Raw genomic sequence first — 15,262 nt, 5'->3', positions numbered from 1 at the left:
CTTTTTGCTGGTCAAGCGGCTTTCTGGCGGTTGAACATCTGCCGCAGGTACTCGCCGGTCACGTCGACCTCCCCCGCGGTCGCCGTCGCGAGCTGCTTCGCGATCCAGCGCCACGACCGGTCGTCCTTGCGGTAGCGCTCGATCCACGTCCCCAGGTCCTCGCCGAGACGGACCCGGGCCTTCTGTTCGGTGGGGGTGAGTGCCATAGTGGAAAGCTAGCTTCCAATTTGGAAGTTCACAAGTCTCAAACCGGTAACTATGCTCCAAACGGGTAGCTCAGCTGGTCAAAACCGGGACATCGTTGCGATCAAAGTTTGAGATATGCCAACATGGCAGCCATGGAAACGACCGACGCGCAGCGCAACATCACCAGGAACGTCAGGATCCTGATGGCCGCACGCGACATGTTTTCCCAGCAAGAGCTCGCCGACTCCCTCGGATGGACGTCGGCCAAGATGACCAAAACCCTCAAGGGTGACAGGCGGTGGAGCGTGGAGGACCTCTACGAGATCGGCCGCATCTTCGGCATCTCCGCCGGCGCCCTGCTCGGTAGCACCGCCGAGGTGGTGGCCGCCGCAGGACCAACCGTGGCTACCCCCGTTAACGGCTCAGTTACGAGCCGGTAGGAGTGCGGGACTTCCTGGGCTTGACGTCGAGGTCCTCCCGCAGCCGGTCCAGCTCGCTGCGCAGGTAGTCGCGCGTCGCCACCTCGCCGATCGCCAGCCGCAGCGCCGCCAGCTCCCTGGCCAGGTACTCCGTGTCCGCTTTCGTCTGGGCCGCCCGGTTCCGGTCCTCCTCCAGGGAGACGCGGTCGCGGTCGTCCTGGCGGTTCTGCGCCAGCAGGATCAGCGGCGCCGCGTACGCCGCCTGCGTGGAAAACGCCAGGTTGAGCAGGATGAACGGGTACGGGTCCCACTGCAGCGACACCGCCGTGATGTTCAGCACGATCCACACGACGACGATCAGCGTCTGCCAGAACAGGTACTTCCCGGTGCCGAGGAACCGCGCGATCCGCTCGGTGAACCGGCCGAAGGAGTCCGGGTCGATGTTCAGCCGGAACCGCGCTTGGCTGCGGGGCTGGTCCAGCCGCCGTCCCGGGGACAGCTCAGGCACGGTCTTCCTCCAAGGTGTCGTGCAGCCCGGTCTCCCGCCAGTCCTCGGGCAGCAGGTGGTCGAGGACGTCGTCGACGGTGACCGCGCCGATCAGGTGGTCCTCGGTGTCGACGACCGGCCCGCAGGTCAGGTTGTAGGCCGCGAAGTACCGCGTGACCTCGGCCAGCGACGCCCCCGGCTTCAGCGGCGGCAGCCCGGTGTCGACCGCGCTGGCCACCAGCTCGGCCGGCGGCTCCCGCAGCAGCCGCTGGAAGTGGACGACGCCGACGTACCGCCCGGTCGGCGTCGCGGTCGGCGGCCGGCAGACGAACACCATGCTGGCCAGCGCCGGCGGCAGCTCGGCGTTGCGGATGTGGGCCAGCGCCTCGGCGATCGTCGTGTCCGGGGTCAGCACCACCGGCTCCGGCGTCATCAGGCCGCCCGCGGTGTCGGACGAGTACTCCAGCAGCCGCCGGACCGGCGCCGACTCCTCCGGCTCCATCAGCTCCAGCAGCCGGCTCTGGTCGGCCGGGGCCAGCTCGGCCAGCAGGTCGGCGGCGTCGTCGGGGTTCATCGCCTCCAGGACGTCGGCCGCGCGCTCCTCGGCCAGGTAGGCCAGCAGCTCCTTCTGGTCGTCGTCCGGCAGCTCCTCGATGACGTCGGCGAGGCGCTCGTCGTCCATCGCGTCGGCGACCTCGTGGCGGCGCTTGAGCGGCAGGTCGCGCACGGTCGCGGCGATGTCCGCCGGGCGCATGGTGTCGAACAGCATGAGCAGCTGGCCGGCACCCTGGGGCTGGACGGCGAGGTCGGTCAGGCCGAGCCCGGCCACCTCCGGCCACGGCAGCACCTGCATCGCCGACCGGCGGCGGCCCAGCCCGACCCGCCGCTCCCGGATGGCGAGCTTCGCCAGCACCCAGTCGCGGGTGCGGGTCGGCTCCATCCCGGCGTCGACGACGGTGATCCGGGTGCCGGACCCGGCCAGCGTCGCGTGCGCGTCGAGCAGCTGGCCGAGCACCAGGACCTCGTTGGGCCGCTGGTTGAACTGGCGCATGTTGACCGAGCCGGTGGCGAGCGTGACAGCGGTCGGTTCGATCGAGGTGACCCGCAGCATCGGGACGAAGACGCGCCGCCGGGTGGTCAGTTCGACGACCAGGCCGAGGATCCGCGGCGGCTGCGCGTCCAGCCGCAGCCCGGCGACCAGGTCGCGGACCCGGCCGATGGACTCGCCGTCGGGGCCGAATACCGGCAACCCGGACAGCTGAGCTGCGAAAACCCTGTTGACCGCGGCCATGCCGCTGACACTATCGGCTGGCTGCCCAGGGAGCGATTTCCGCCACTGTGATGAACGCCGGGTCGTCGCTGTCTTCGCCCGATTCGAGCGACTCTTCGACCATCCAGATCCAGTTCTGCACCGCGCGCACCAGCGTCCAGGCGCGTGCCTTCTCCGCGTCCAGTTCGTGCGAAGCGACGATCAGCGCGAACCGTTCGTCCAGTGTGGACTCGGTGAAGCGGTTCCAGAACAGCGGGATGACGCCCCACTCGAGGTCACCCGCCAGCGGCTTGGGGTCGATGACCAGCCACGGCTCGCGGGTGCCGGCCAGCACGTTCTGGAAGTGCAGGTCCTCGTTCACCAGCAGCTCACCCGCCGACGGCCCGAGCTCGCGGCAGATCGCGACGGCGTCGTCGACCAGCCGCTTCTCGAACGGCTCACCGAGTTCGGCCCAGCGGCGGGGGAGTTCCTCGGTCAACGCCGCTGCTTCGGTGCGCAGGCGACGCCGCATCGACGCGGGCGCGGGGACGGCGAGGCGCTGCGCCAGCGCGCCGATGAGCGGGATCGCCGAGCGCAGCGGGAGGTCGTCGAGGGTGCGGCCGGCGTCGAGCCGTTCGAGCAGCAGGACGCCGTCGTCCGGCGCGGAGTCCAGCAGCAGCACCGCACCCCGACCGGCCCATGTGGACAGTGCGAGCGGCTCGTCGGCGGACTCCGCGTCGCGCCAGCCCAGCTTCAGCACCACCGGCGTGCCGTCGGGCAGGCGCGCGGGCTGGACCACGCCGACGTAACCGTGCATCGCCTCGCCCTCGAAGGTCAGGCCCCACTTGCGGGCGTACTCCGCGGCCAGCTCCGGCAGGGCCGCCAGCCACGGGACGGCGCCGTCGCCGAGCACGCGCGGTGCCCGGGCGGCGAACAACGGGGGGATGCGAAGGTCGGTCACCACCCCAGCCTGGCAGCCGCGTCGAACGCATTTCGTCGGCTTCCCGGCGGGCGTACGCTGGGCTTTCAGGGGGAAACGCAACCCCGGGAGCAGCCATGGTGGTGGAGATACTCAGCGCCGTCGTCATCGCGGGCGGGGCCTGGCTCGCGTCCAGCCTGCGGGTGGTGAAGCAGTACGAACGCGGACTCGTCTTCCGGTTCGGCCGGGTGCGGTCGAAGGTGCGGGAACCGGGGCTGGCGGTGCTCATGCCGTTCGCCGACCGGATCCAGAAGGTCAACATGCAGATCGTGACCATGCCGATCCCGGCCCAGGACGGCATCACCAGGGACAACGTCACGGTCCGGGTCGACGCGGTCGTCTACTTCAAGGTCATCGACCCGGTCGTCGCCGCGGTCAACGTCCAGGACTACCGGTCGGCGGTCGGCCAGGTCGCGCAGACGTCGCTGCGCTCGATCATCGGCAAGAGCGACCTCGACGACCTGCTCTCCAACCGCGAGCGCCTCAACGAGGGCCTGGAGCTGATGATCGACAGCCCGGCGCTGGACTGGGGCATCCACATCGACCGCGTCGAGATCAAGGACGTCGCGCTGCCGGAGGCGATGAAGCGCTCGATGTCGCGGCAGGCCGAGGCGGAGCGGGAACGGCGTGCGCGCGTCATCTCCGCCGACGGTGAGCTGCAGGCGTCGCACAAGCTCGCGCAGGCCGCGGCGACGATGGCCGACACCCCCTCGGCGCTGCAGCTGCGGCTGCTGGAGACCGTGGTGCAGGTGTCGTCGGAGAAGAACTCGACGCTGGTGCTGCCGTTCCCGGTGGAGCTGCTGCGGTTCCTCGACGCGCAGACGCCGAAGCCCGCGCCGCCGCCCGAGCAGCAGGCGGCCGAGCCGAAGCCGGAGGTGAACGGCCACGCGACGCCGTCGCCGCGCAGCCCCGGCGACGCGGTGCTGCCCGCGGATTAGCTGTCGAGGTAGCCGCTGCCGCTGAGGATGATCAGGGTGGTGACGAAGCCGACCCAGAGCGCGACGACGACGTAGCCGACGATCACGGCGGCCGTGGCCAAGCCGCGGCCGCCCGCTTCGCCGCGGTTCGTCTTGCTCAGCGCGATGTGGCCCATGACGAGCCCGGCGAGCGCGGTGATCCCGGAGCAGAAGCCGAGGATCGAGCACACCAGGGCGCCGATCGCCAGCGCGTTGTCCTGCCCGCGCGGAGCCGCGGCATAGGGCTGGCCGTACGGCACGGGTTGCGGGTACGGCGACGTGTACGGCTGCCCGTACGCCGGGGGGTACGGCTGTTGCGGGTAAGGCTGGCCGGGAGGCGCGTACGGCGTGCCGGGGATGTACGCGGCCGGGGTTTCGTACGCGCCGGGGGGCAGATCGCCGGGGGCGTACGCGCCGGGAGGAACGTGGCCGGGCTGTTCCGCGGCGACGGTCGTGTCGGCGGCGGCCGGGGTGTCCGTGGACGCGGTCGTGTCCGCCGGGGTCGCCTCGGCGATGGTGGCGTCGCCCGACGGCGGGTCGTACTTCTCCGGCTCGTAGGACGCCGTTTCCGCGGCCGGCGGCGGGTCGTAGGCCGCGGTCGGGTCGGCGGCCGGGCGGTCCTTGTCCCCGGACGGGTCGGTCATGGCGGGTCCCCCTCGTACGTGTGGGGACCACGTTAGCCGGGGCGGTCCGGGACCGTCCCGGCCCGGCGCGGTTCCCCGGAGCGTGAGCGCCCTCATAGCAGCGCCGGGCGTTTCGGGTCATACTCACCGGTAACCCAGCGCCGGGAGCGGCGTCGTACTCCGGAAAGGGAGCCGTGATGGCCCGTCTCGCCCAGACCGCCGGCCTGACCGACGTGCAGTCGGAGATCCTCGCGACCGTCCGCCAGTTCGTGGACAAGGAGGTCATCCCGCACGCGCAGGAGCTCGAGCACGCCGACACCTACCCCGCCGACATCGTCGAGGGCATGAAGGAAATGGGCCTGTTCGGGATCACCATCCCGGAGGAGTACGGCGGGCTCGGCGAGTCGCTGCTGACCTACGCGCTGGTCGTCGAGGAGATCGCCCGGGGCTGGATGAGCGTGTCCGGCGTGATCAACACGCACTTCATCGTCGCGCACATGATCTCCCGCCACGGCACGGACGCGCAGAAGCAGCACTTCCTGCCGCGGATGGCCACCGGCGAGGTCCGCGGCTCGTTCTCGATGTCCGAGCCCGACCTCGGCTCGGACGTCGCGGCCATCAAGACCAGGGCGAAGAAGACCGGCGACGGCTACGTCATCGACGGCTCGAAGATGTGGCTGACCAACGGCGGCTCGTCGAACCTGATCGCGCTGCTGGTGAAGACCGACGAGGGCGCCGAGAAGCCCCACCAGAACCTGACGACGTTCCTGGTCGAAAAGCCCGAGGGCTTCGGCGAGGTGGCGCCCGGGCTGACCATCCCCGGCAAGATCGACAAGATGGGCTACAAGGGCGTCGACACGACCGAAGCGGTCTTCGACGGCTACGAGATCGGTGCCGACATGGTGCTCGGCGAAGCACCCGGCAAGGGCTTCGCGTACATGATGGACGGTGTCGAGGTCGGCCGCGTCAACGTCGCCGCGCGCGCCTGCGGCATCGCGATCCGGGCGTTCGAGCTGGCGGTGGAGTACGCGCAGCAGCGCAAGACGTTCGGCAAGGCGATCGCCGAGCACCAGGCCGTCGCGTTCAAGCTGGCCGAGATGGCGACCAAGGTCGAGGCGGTGCACCTGATGATGGTGAACGCGGCCCGGCTCAAGGACTCCGGCGCGCGCAACGACGTCGAGGCCGGGATGGCCAAGCTGATCGCGTCGGAGTACTGCGCCGAGGTCACCCAGGACGCGTTCCGGATCCACGGCGGTTACGGGTACTCGAAGGAGTACGAGATCGAGCGGCTCATGCGCGAGGCGCCGTTCCTGCTCATCGGCGAGGGCACGAGCGAAATCCAGAAGACGATCATCAGCCGCGGCCTGCTGCGGGAGTACAAGTCGCGGTCGTGACCGCGATTGTCGCTCTGTCGACAAACTGTGCCCGGCCTTTCGGGGTAAGCCGCTCGCACGGTCCGGGTGTTCTTGACAAGATGGACACCCAGGACCCACGAGTGCGCAGGTGATGATGGTGAGTAGTCCCTTTGGCGGGGGCCGGGCGCCCGGTGGCCTGCCGCGGCTGCCGACCCCGCCGACCGGCTGGCCGATCGGGTCGTACGCGACCTACGGCGAGGCGCAGCAGGCGGTCGACTTCCTCGCCGAGAGCGAGTTCGCCGTCGGCGACGTCACGATCGTCGGCGTCGACCTGATGCTCGTCGAGCGGGTGATCGGGCGGCTCACCTGGGGCCGCGTGCTCGGCACCGGCGCGGTGTCCGGCGCGTGGTTCGGGCTGTTCGCGGGGCTGCTGCTCGGGTTGTTCGTCAACCAGGGCTTCGCGTTGCAGGTGCTGACCGGGGTCGTGCTCGGGGTGCTGTCCGGGCTGATGTTCGCGGCGATCGGGTACAGCATGTCCCGCGGCCGCCGCCGGGACTTCTCCTCGGCGAGCCAGCTCGTCGCCGGCCGGTACGACGTCCTGTGCCAGCCTCGCTCGGCCGAGCAGGGCCGGGAACTCCTGGCCAAGCTGGCACTGAAACCGCCGCCCGCCAACCCCTAGAAAACCCCTCTGTTACCAGGGAAAAATCACGATTCGACGCGCGGTGGGCTGAATCGTTACCGATACTGCTTGCGGGGTGTGATCGCCCGGCATAGGTTGTCCGACACCAGTCGGGCGGCCTCGCCCCACCAGCGCGGCGGCCCGAGCACTAGCACGTCGGGGTGCTGGCGCGGTTTCGCCTCATCGCGTCGTGGTGCCCTCCGGGCGCCATGGCATCCGGCGTGCACGCGGGTGAGGAGGCCTTATGGGGAAGAGGATCGGCGCGGGCAAACGGGGACGCTCGCCCGGCCGCACCGCAGTCCTGCTGGGGGCAGGGGCATTGCTGACCGGCATGCTGGCCGGGTGCGGGACGAGTTCCGGACTGAAGATCAACATCTACATGTCGCCAGAGGACAACTTCCAGAAAGTTGTCGACACCTGCAACGCGAAGGCGGCAGGCAAGTACGAAATCGTCTACAACAAGCTGCCGCGCGGCGCGGACGACCAGCGGCTGCAGATGGCGCGCCGGCTGGCGGCGGGTGACACCGCCATGGACATCCTCGGCCTCGACGTCACGTGGGTCTCGGAGTTCGCCGAAGCCGGCTGGGCCGAGGAGTGGACCGGCCAGAACAAGACCGAGGCGTCGCAGGGCGTCCTGCAGGGCCCGCTGGACACCGCGACCCACAACGGGAAGCTCTACGCGGCCACGAAGAACACCAACGTCCAGCTGCTCTGGTACGACGACCGGATCTCGCCGCAGCCGCCGGCGACCTGGGACGAGATGATGCAGAAGGCCCAGGAGCTCAAGGGGCAGGGCAAGCCCTACGAGATCGTGTTCACCGGCGCGCAGTACGAGGGCCTGGTCGTCTTCTACAACACGCTGGTCGCGTCGATGGGCGGGCACATCCTGTCCGACGACGGCAAGTCCGTCGTGATGGACGACGGGGCCGTCAAGGCGCTGGAGCTGCTCAAAAAGGTCTCGACCTCCGGGCTCACCGACCCGTCGCTGAGCAACATGAAGGAGGACGACATCCGGCAGGCGTTCCAGCGCGGCCAGGCCGGCTTCCAGCTCAACTGGCCGTACGTCTACGCCGCCTACGCCAAGGACAAGAAGGCGGACCTGCCGCACTTCAAGTGGGCGGTCTACCCGGCGGCGCAGGCCGGGATGCCGGCCCGGACCACCATCGGCGGGTTCGACCTGGCGGTGAGCACGTATTCGCAGCACAAGCCGGAGGCGTTCGAGGCGGCGCTGTGCCTGCGCAGCCCGGAGAGCCAGAAGATCTCGGCGATCAACGACGGTGTGCCGCCGAGCATCGAATCCGTCTACCACAACGACGTTCCGCTCGACCCGGGCAAGCCGGCGTCGGACGACAACCCGAACATGGCGATCAAGTACCCGATGCGCGACGCGATCCTCGCCGCGCTCAAGACCGCCGCGGTGCGCCCGCTGACCCCGGCGTACCAGAACGCCTCGACGGTCATCTCGAAGATCCTTTCGCCGCCGTCGGACATCGACCCGCAGGCCACCGCGGCCAAGCTGCGGGAGCAGCTCGGTGACGCGCTCCAGTCGAAGGGAGTGATCCCGTGACCGTCCAGGACTCGACCCCGGCCGACACCGCCGGGGCCACGGTCGCCGGGGAGGCGACGTCGCACAAGAAGGGCAAACCCGCCCTCTCCGAAGGGAAGAAGGCCGAGCGGCGGCTCGGGCTGTGGCTGTGCGCGCCCGCGTTCGTCGTGATGATCGCGGTCACCGGCTACCCGATCCTCTACTCGCTCTGGCTGTCGCTGCAGCGGTACGACCTGCGGTTCCCGGCGCAGCAGAAGTTCATCGGCTTCGACAACTACGCGGCCGTGCTGTCCAGTTCGTACTGGTGGACGGCGTTCGGCACCACGATGTTCCTGACCGTCGTGTCGGTGGCGATCGAGTTCGTGCTCGGCATGGCGCTGGCGCTGATCATGCACCGGACGCTCGTCGGCCGCGGCCTGGTCCGCACCGTCGCGCTGATCCCGTACGGCATCGTCACGGTCGTCGCGGCGTTCTCGTGGTACTACGCGTGGACGCCGAAGACCGGCTACCTGGCGAACTTCCTCGCCGCCGACGCGGCCCCGCTGACCCAGCAGTGGCCGTCGCTGTTCATCATCATCGGCGCCGAGGTGTGGAAGACCACGCCGTTCATGGCGCTGCTGCTGATGGCCGGCCTGGCGCTGGTGCCGGACGACCTGCTCAAGGCGGCGGCGATGGACGGCGCGAGCGCGTGGCAGCGGTTCACGAAGGTGATGCTGCCGGTGATGAAGCCGGCGATCCTGGTGGCGCTGCTGTTCCGCACGCTCGACGCGTTCCGCATCTTCGACAACATCTACGTGCTCACCAACGGCGCGCAGGACACCGGGTCGGTGTCGATGCAGACCTACGACAACCTCGTCAAGGGCCTCAACCTCGGCATCGGGTCGACGATGGCCGTGCTGATCTTCATCACGGTGGCGATCATCGCGTTCATCTTCATCAAGGTGTTCGGCACGGCCGCACCTGGTTCGGACAACGGGGGTAAGCGCTGATGACGATGGGAACCGTCACGACGGGCCGCAAAGTCAGGTGGGGCCTGGTCGACATCCTCGTGCTGGTGTTCGCGCTGGTGCCGGTGCTCTGGGTCGTCTCGCTGTCGTTCAAGACCAAGGACACGATCACCGACGGGTCGTTCGTCCCGCAGTCGTGGACCTGGCAGAACTACGCGGACATCTTCCAGACGTCGGAGTTCCTGCTGGCGCTGGTCAACTCGATCGGCATCGCGATCATCTCGACCGTGATCGCGGTGGTGCTGGGCACGATGGCCGCGTACGCGGTCGCCCGGCTCGACTTCCCCGGCAAGCAGGTGCTCGTCGGGCTGTCGCTGCTGATCGCGATGTTCCCGCAGGTGTCGCTGGTGACGCCGCTGTTCAACATCGAGCGGAACATCGGGCTGTTCGACACGTGGCCGGGGCTGATCCTGCCCTACATCACGTTCGCGCTGCCGCTGTCGATCTACACGCTGTCGGCGTTCTTCCGGGAAATCCCGTGGGAGCTGGAAAAGGCGGCGAAGATGGACGGCGCCACCCCGGCGCAGGCGTTCCGCAAGGTGATCGCGCCGCTGGCCGCGCCGGGCGTGTTCACCACGGCGATCCTGGTGTTCATCTTCTGCTGGAACGACTTCCTGTTCGCCATCTCGCTGACGTCGACCACGGCGTCGCGCACGGTGCCGGCGGCGCTGTCGTTCTTCACCGGGTCCTCGCAGTTCGAGGACCCGACCGGGCAGGTGTGCGCGGCCGCGGTCGTGATCACCATCCCGATCATTGTGTTCGTGTTGTTCTTCCAGCGTCGCATCGTGGCGGGGCTGACCTCCGGTGCGGTGAAGGGGTAGCGCTATGGCAGAGATCGTGCTCGACAAGGTGTCGAAGAAGTACCCCGACGGCGCCCTCGCCGTGTCCGAAGTGGACATCACCATCGCCGACGGCGAGTTCATCATCCTGGTCGGCCCGTCCGGCTGCGGGAAGTCGACGACGCTGAACATGGTGGCCGGCCTGGAGGACATCTCCGCCGGTGAGCTGCGCATCGACGGCCAGCGCGTCAACGAGAAGGCGCCAAAGGACCGGGACATCGCGATGGTGTTCCAGTCCTACGCGCTCTACCCGCACATGAGCGTCCGGGAGAACATGGCCTTCCCGCTGCGGCTGGCCAAGGTGGACGACAAGACCGTGCGGGCGAAGGTGGAGGAAGCGGCGACGATCCTCGACCTGACCGCGCACCTGGACCGCAAGCCGGCCAACCTCTCCGGTGGCCAGCGCCAGCGCGTCGCGATGGGCCGGGCGATCGTGCGGAGCCCGAAGGCGTTCCTGATGGACGAGCCGCTGTCCAACCTGGACGCCAAGCTGCGCGGCCAGATGCGGACGTCGGTGTCGAAGATCCAGAAGCAGCTCGGCACCACGACGCTGTACGTGACGCACGACCAGACCGAGGCCATGACGCTGGGCGACCGGGTCGTGGTGCTGCGGGCCGGGTACGTGCAGCAGATCGGCTCGCCGCAGTTCCTCTACGACAACCCGGCGAACCTGTTCGTGGCCGGGTTCATCGGCTCGCCGTCGATGAACTTCGTCCCGGCGACGCTGGAGAACAACGAGCTGCGCAGCGCGCTGGGCACGACACCGCTGACGGACCGCGTCCGGCAGCTGGTGGAGCGGGCGAACGCGCCCCGCGAGGTGATCGTCGGCATCCGGCCGGAGCACTTCGAGGACGCGGCGCTGGTCGTCGACAAGAGCAGCGGCGGGACGTTCACCGCGCACATCGACGTGCTCGAGTCGATGGGTTCCGAGAAGTTCGCCCACTTCACGCTGGAGGGCGAGACGGCGACGTCCGAGGAGCTGGCGGAGCTGGCCGCGGACAGCGGTTCGTCCGACGTCCCGGGCGCGGAGTCCCAGATCGTGGCCCGCCTGTCGGCCGAGTCGTCGGCGGCGGAGAACGCCGACCTCGAGGTCTGGTACGACGCGGACAAGATCAAGCTGTTCGACCCGTCGAACGGCAAGAACCTCACCTACGAGGACTGACCCTGCCGCACCGGTCGTGAGTGAGAAACAGTGTTCTAACACTGTTTCTCACTCACGAGGGGTCAGGGGGTCGGGAGGCGGGGGAGGATCGATGTTGCCGCCGTGCGGGCGAGGGCGCACGTGGCGTCGCCCGCGGTGCCTGCCGTTTCGACGACGCTGATCTCGGCCAGCTCGCGCCGGCCCGGCAGGCCGGGGGCCGGCTGGGTCGCGTCGACCAGGCAGAACGCGCCGGCCAGCCGGACGCGGGCGTCGCGGCCGCCGAGCTTTTCGGACGGCCCGGCCGGCTCCGCCGTCTCCACCGTCAGCTTCAGGCTCACCTTGCCGCGGATGCAGCTGTGCCCGGACAGGCCGGTCGCGGGCCGCCCGCCGGGGCCGGCGGCGCTGTCGAGGTCGTGGGTGTCGAGCAGGACGCAGGGCGCCACGCGGCCCCACGAGCGGTCGGGGAACGTCAGCCGCCCGACCTTGTGCGCGGTGATCGCGGCCAGCGCCGAGCCGACGGCGGCGTCCGCCACGTCGCAGCGCCCGCCCTGGTCGCTGCCGTTGTCGGTGACCGACAGGTCGAGCCGGTTGCCGTCGGCGAAGGTGATGGCGCGGGTGCAGGCGCTGCGGTCGTTGAACATCGACTGCTGGACCGCCACGCCGTCGGGCACCGGGCCGGGGTAGTCGTAGGGCTTGATGTTCGGGTCGGAGTCGAAGGCCAGCGGCCCGACGAGGATCGTCCGCGGGCCGGCCTGGGCGTGGCAGCTCTCGAACGTCGGAACGGCGACCGCGCCGGGCGCGACCGCCGGCACGTTCAGCAGGCTGCAGTAGTCGACGCTGCCGAAGTCGCCGAGCGCATCGGCGGCGGTCAGCGGCGTCGGCCCGGAATTCTGCTCGGGCGCGGCCTGGGTGGCGGCGCAGCCGGCGGTGAGCAGGGCGCAGAGCATCGCGACGGCCAAGCTTTTCGGACGCGGGTACACGGGGTGCAAGTATCACCACATCGCGCGGAAAAACCAGCCCTGACGGGGACATCTCTCAATATTCTCCGGATCGCTCCGGACGAACCCGCTGTTCAGGCGGATTTCGCAGAGCGCACCCGGGTTTCGCCGGTCGCCTGAACGTTTTTCGCCTTTGCCGTCCCCTAAGGGAGCGATCCTTCCCGCGAGCGATGCGGAAGCGGGTACTCCGGTGGTGAAGTGGAGGTATCGGAAATTCGAGGAAAGGGAAAGACGATGAGCGCACCGGTCACCCGCAGGCTGTCCCGTCCGCGTCACGGCCGCATGATCGGCGGCGTCTGCGCGGGCCTGGCCCAGCGGTACGGCATGAAGCCCGGCACGGTCCGGCTGCTGGCCGTGCTGTCCTGCCTGCTGCCCGGGCCGCAGTTCGTGGCCTACCTGATCCTGTGGGCGGTCATCCCGGCCGAGTAGCACTCCCGATCCGACAGATCGTCTCGCGGCGCCGGTGATCCGAAGGGGTCACCGGCGCTTCGCGTCTCAGGGACGCCAGCAGGACATCGCTTCGTCGATCTCGTCCACCCCGAGCGGCGGCCGCGGCAGCTTCGACGGCTTGCCGGGCTGCGCGCGCAGCCCGTCCAGGAGCATCGCGAGGCAGCGGCGCCACAGGTCCGGCTCCACCGCCGAGGTGAACTCGATCACCGAGCCGATCATCATGTGCAGCAGTGGGGTGTCCGTCGGGGCGAAGTCGGCGCGCAGGCCGCCCGCCGCCTGGGCCCGCTCGACGAGCTGTGTGATCAACGGCACCAGGCGGGCCTTCGATTCCGCCACGTGGTCGTGGCCGAACTTGTTCGACAGCATGATCTCGCGCAGCCCGCGGTCGCCCGAGTGGAGCTCGATCGACTTCCAGGTGAAGTCGACGAACGCCTGCCAGGCGTCGTCGGCCTTCAGCGCCTGTTCGGCGAGCGTGCCGATCTCCTCCATCCGCTCGGCGAACATCGCTTCGACCAGGTGTTCCTTGCTGGGGAAGCGGCGGTACACCGTGCCGACGCCGAGGCCGGCGTGGTGGGCGATGTCGTCCAGCGTGGCTTCGAGCCCGCGCCGGCCGAACACCTCGCGGGCCGCCGCGAGGATGCGACGGCGGTTGAGTTCAGCGTCACGCCGCAGCGGCCGCGCCGGTGCGGCGGGACCAGCGTCCCGTGCCATGCGTCCAGTCTAACCCGAGAAGTAGAGGCGCTATCTCCGGTTCTTGTGTACCTTGGGGTGAGTAAGGGGAGATACCTACTCCACATAGTCTTCCGATCACGTTCTGTGAGGATCTTTCATGTCCGAGTCCACGCTCGCCGTCGCGCCGTCGGGGGACACGCGCGCCGCCGAGAACCCCCACCACGCCAGACGCTGGCTGATCCTGGTGATGATCGGCATCGCGCAGCTGATGGTCGTGCTGGACGCGACCGTCGTGAACATCGCGCTGCCGTCCGCCCAGCTCGACCTGGGCTTCTCCAACGACGCCCGGCAGTGGGTCGTCACGGCGTACGCGCTCGCCTTCGGCAGCCTGCTGCTGCTCGGCGGGCGGATCGCGGACCTCTTCGGCCGCAAGAACGCCCTCCTCGTCGGCCTGGCCGGCTTCGCCGCGGTGTCCGCGCTCGGCGGCTTCGCGACCAACATCGAGATGCTGCTGGTCGCCCGGGCGGCACAGGGCGTGTTCGGCGCGCTGCTCGCGCCCGCCACGCTTTCGCTGCTGACCACGACGTTCACCGACCCGAAGGAGCGCGGCCGCGCGTTCGGTGTGTTCGGCGCCATCGGCGGTGGCGGCGCGGCGGTCGGCCTGCTGCTCGGCGGCGTGCTCACCGAGTACCTCGACTGGCGCTGGTGCATGTTCGTGAACATCATCTTCGCGGTCGTCGCGTTCGCCGGCAGCTCGGTCCTCCTGCGCAACCAGAAGGACGACGGCCCGCGGCCGAAGCTCGACCTCCCCGGCACGGTCACCGCTTCCGCCGGTCTGTTCGCGCTGGTCTACGGCTTCGCCAACGCCGAGTCGGACTCCTGGTCGGCGGTGTCGGTCTGGGGCTTCCTGGCCGCCGGCGTGGTGCTGCTCGGCGTGTTCGTGTGGCTGCAGCAGCGCGTCGAACACCCGCTGCTGCCGCTGCGCGTGCTGCTCGACCGGGACCGCGGCGGCTCGTACCTGGCGATGTTCCTGCTCGCCATCGGCATGTTCGCGATCTTCCTGTTCCTGACCTTCTACGTGCAGCAGAACCTGCAGTTCACGCCGATCCAGAGCGGCGTCGGGTTCCTGCCCATGGTGGCGACGCTGATGCTGGCCGCCACGGTGGCGACGAGCGTGCTGCTCCCGCGGATCGGCCCGCGGCCGCTGGTGCCGACCGGCATGGCGATCGCCGCCGCCGGCCTGTTCTGGCTGAGCGGGATCGGCCTCGACAGCACCTACGCCTCCGGCGTCCTCGGCCCGCTGCTGGTGATGGGCTTCGGCATCGGGCTGGCGATGGCGCCGGCGATGAGCGTCGCGACGTTCGGCGTCGAGGCGCATGACGCGGGTGTCGCGTCCGCCGCGGTGAACACGATGCAGCAGGTCGGCGGTTCGATCGGCACGGCGTTGCTGTCGACGCTCGCCGGCAACGCGGCGACGGCCTACCTCGCGGGCAAGGTCCCGACGCCGCAGCTGGCGGCCGAGGCCGCGATCGAGAGCTACACGACGGCGTTCACCTGGGCCGCGGTCATCTTCGTGGCGGGTGCGGTGCTCAGCGGCCTGCTGCTGCGCCCGGGCGTCCCGAAGGGTGAAGCGGCGCCGGGCGCCGTGCACATGTGATTCCCGGTGACGTGACCGG

General features: G+C 69.5%; 17 protein-coding genes. 10 read left to right on the top strand and 7 right to left on the bottom strand.

Annotation, left to right across the window (positions count from 1 at the left end; all coding sequences use genetic code 11):
* Window positions 1-11: 11 nt before the first annotated feature.
* Window positions 12-206: a hypothetical protein gene (locus OO60_RS39770; RefSeq protein WP_033263315.1), complete on the bottom strand. Its 195-nt coding sequence runs from the start codon at window positions 204-206 to the stop codon at window positions 12-14.
* A gap of 132 nt (window positions 207-338) precedes the next feature.
* Here OO60_RS39770 and OO60_RS39765 point away from each other — a divergent pair, with 132 nt between their 5' ends.
* The gene (locus OO60_RS39765) at window positions 339-626 is read left to right on the top strand and encodes a helix-turn-helix domain-containing protein (RefSeq protein ID WP_162186963.1); all 288 of its coding nucleotides are present in this window, start codon (window positions 339-341) and stop codon (window positions 624-626) included.
* Here OO60_RS39765 and OO60_RS39760 read toward each other — a convergent pair.
* The 3 genes from OO60_RS39760 to OO60_RS39750 are packed head-to-tail and all read right to left on the bottom strand — an operon-like array spanning window position 613 to window position 3,305.
* Window positions 613-1,113: a DUF1003 domain-containing protein gene (locus OO60_RS39760; protein WP_003095381.1), complete on the bottom strand. Its 501-nt coding sequence runs from the start codon at window positions 1,111-1,113 to the stop codon at window positions 613-615. The two genes, OO60_RS39765 and OO60_RS39760, sit on opposite strands and share 14 nt — an antisense overlap.
* On the bottom strand, window positions 1,106-2,383 hold the full coding sequence (locus OO60_RS39755; protein WP_003095384.1) for a magnesium transporter MgtE N-terminal domain-containing protein: 1,278 nt from the start codon (window positions 2,381-2,383) through the stop codon (window positions 1,106-1,108). The genes OO60_RS39760 and OO60_RS39755 overlap by 8 nt, the downstream gene beginning before the upstream one ends.
* 10 nt (window positions 2,384-2,393) lie before the next feature.
* The gene (locus tag OO60_RS39750) at window positions 2,394-3,305 is read right to left on the bottom strand and encodes an aminoglycoside phosphotransferase family protein (protein WP_003095389.1); all 912 of its coding nucleotides are present in this window, start codon (window positions 3,303-3,305) and stop codon (window positions 2,394-2,396) included.
* Window positions 3,306-3,397: 92 nt separating this feature from the next.
* Between OO60_RS39750 and OO60_RS39745 the strand changes: the two genes are divergently transcribed.
* Window positions 3,398-4,258 (top strand): slipin family protein, encoded by an 861-nt coding sequence (locus tag OO60_RS39745; protein ID WP_003095392.1) that lies wholly within the window; start codon window positions 3,398-3,400, stop codon window positions 4,256-4,258.
* Here OO60_RS39745 and OO60_RS39740 read toward each other — a convergent pair.
* Window positions 4,255-4,920 carry a DUF4190 domain-containing protein gene (locus tag OO60_RS39740; RefSeq protein ID WP_003095395.1) on the bottom strand — a complete coding sequence of 222 codons (666 nt, stop codon included), beginning with the start codon at window positions 4,918-4,920 and terminating at the stop codon, window positions 4,255-4,257. The genes OO60_RS39745 and OO60_RS39740 overlap by 4 nt on opposite strands.
* A gap of 176 nt (window positions 4,921-5,096) precedes the next feature.
* Between OO60_RS39740 and OO60_RS39735 the strand changes: the two genes are divergently transcribed.
* From OO60_RS39735 to OO60_RS39710, 6 genes are all read left to right on the top strand, one after another.
* The gene (locus OO60_RS39735) at window positions 5,097-6,293 is read left to right on the top strand and encodes an acyl-CoA dehydrogenase family protein (RefSeq protein WP_003095397.1); all 1,197 of its coding nucleotides are present in this window, start codon (window positions 5,097-5,099) and stop codon (window positions 6,291-6,293) included.
* 112 nt (window positions 6,294-6,405) lie between these two features.
* A complete protein-coding gene (locus OO60_RS39730) occupies window positions 6,406-6,933 on the top strand; it encodes a YflT domain-containing protein (RefSeq protein WP_003095400.1) in 528 nt (175 codons plus the stop codon).
* A gap of 244 nt (window positions 6,934-7,177) precedes the next feature.
* The gene (locus OO60_RS39725) at window positions 7,178-8,500 is read left to right on the top strand and encodes an ABC transporter substrate-binding protein (protein ID WP_033263313.1); all 1,323 of its coding nucleotides are present in this window, start codon (window positions 7,178-7,180) and stop codon (window positions 8,498-8,500) included.
* On the top strand, window positions 8,497-9,468 hold the full coding sequence (locus OO60_RS39720; protein WP_003095407.1) for a carbohydrate ABC transporter permease: 972 nt from the start codon (window positions 8,497-8,499) through the stop codon (window positions 9,466-9,468). The genes OO60_RS39725 and OO60_RS39720 overlap by 4 nt, the downstream gene beginning before the upstream one ends.
* Window positions 9,468-10,307: a carbohydrate ABC transporter permease gene (locus tag OO60_RS39715; protein WP_003095410.1), complete on the top strand. Its 840-nt coding sequence runs from the start codon at window positions 9,468-9,470 to the stop codon at window positions 10,305-10,307. The genes OO60_RS39720 and OO60_RS39715 overlap by 1 nt, the downstream gene beginning before the upstream one ends.
* Window positions 10,308-10,311: 4 nt before the next feature.
* Window positions 10,312-11,487, top strand: coding sequence for an ABC transporter ATP-binding protein (locus OO60_RS39710; protein WP_003095413.1), 1,176 nt, complete (start codon window positions 10,312-10,314; stop codon window positions 11,485-11,487).
* 62 nt (window positions 11,488-11,549) lie between these two features.
* Here OO60_RS39710 and OO60_RS39705 read toward each other — a convergent pair whose 3' ends face one another.
* On the bottom strand, window positions 11,550-12,446 hold the full coding sequence (locus OO60_RS39705) for a hypothetical protein (RefSeq protein WP_240490747.1): 897 nt from the start codon (window positions 12,444-12,446) through the stop codon (window positions 11,550-11,552).
* A gap of 252 nt (window positions 12,447-12,698) precedes the next feature.
* Here OO60_RS39705 and OO60_RS39700 point away from each other — a divergent pair, with 252 nt between their 5' ends.
* Window positions 12,699-12,893, top strand: a complete 195-nt coding sequence (locus tag OO60_RS39700) for a PspC domain-containing protein (RefSeq protein ID WP_003095420.1) — start codon at window positions 12,699-12,701, stop codon at window positions 12,891-12,893.
* A gap of 66 nt (window positions 12,894-12,959) precedes the next feature.
* Here OO60_RS39700 and OO60_RS39695 read toward each other — a convergent pair whose 3' ends face one another.
* A complete protein-coding gene (locus OO60_RS39695; protein WP_003095424.1) occupies window positions 12,960-13,625 on the bottom strand; it encodes a TetR/AcrR family transcriptional regulator in 666 nt (221 codons plus the stop codon).
* A gap of 118 nt (window positions 13,626-13,743) precedes the next feature.
* On the opposite strand from OO60_RS39695, the gene OO60_RS39690 reads away from it, so the two are divergent.
* Window positions 13,744-15,243 carry an MFS transporter gene (locus OO60_RS39690; RefSeq protein ID WP_003095427.1) on the top strand — a complete coding sequence of 500 codons (1,500 nt, stop codon included), beginning with the start codon at window positions 13,744-13,746 and terminating at the stop codon, window positions 15,241-15,243.
* The last annotated feature ends 19 nt before the right edge of the window (window positions 15,244-15,262 follow it).

The organism is Amycolatopsis vancoresmycina (genome assembly GCF_000716785.1).
GTDB classification, from domain to species: domain Bacteria; phylum Actinomycetota; class Actinomycetes; order Mycobacteriales; family Pseudonocardiaceae; genus Amycolatopsis; species Amycolatopsis vancoresmycina.
This window is presented reverse-complemented; position numbering and strand designations above follow the sequence as displayed.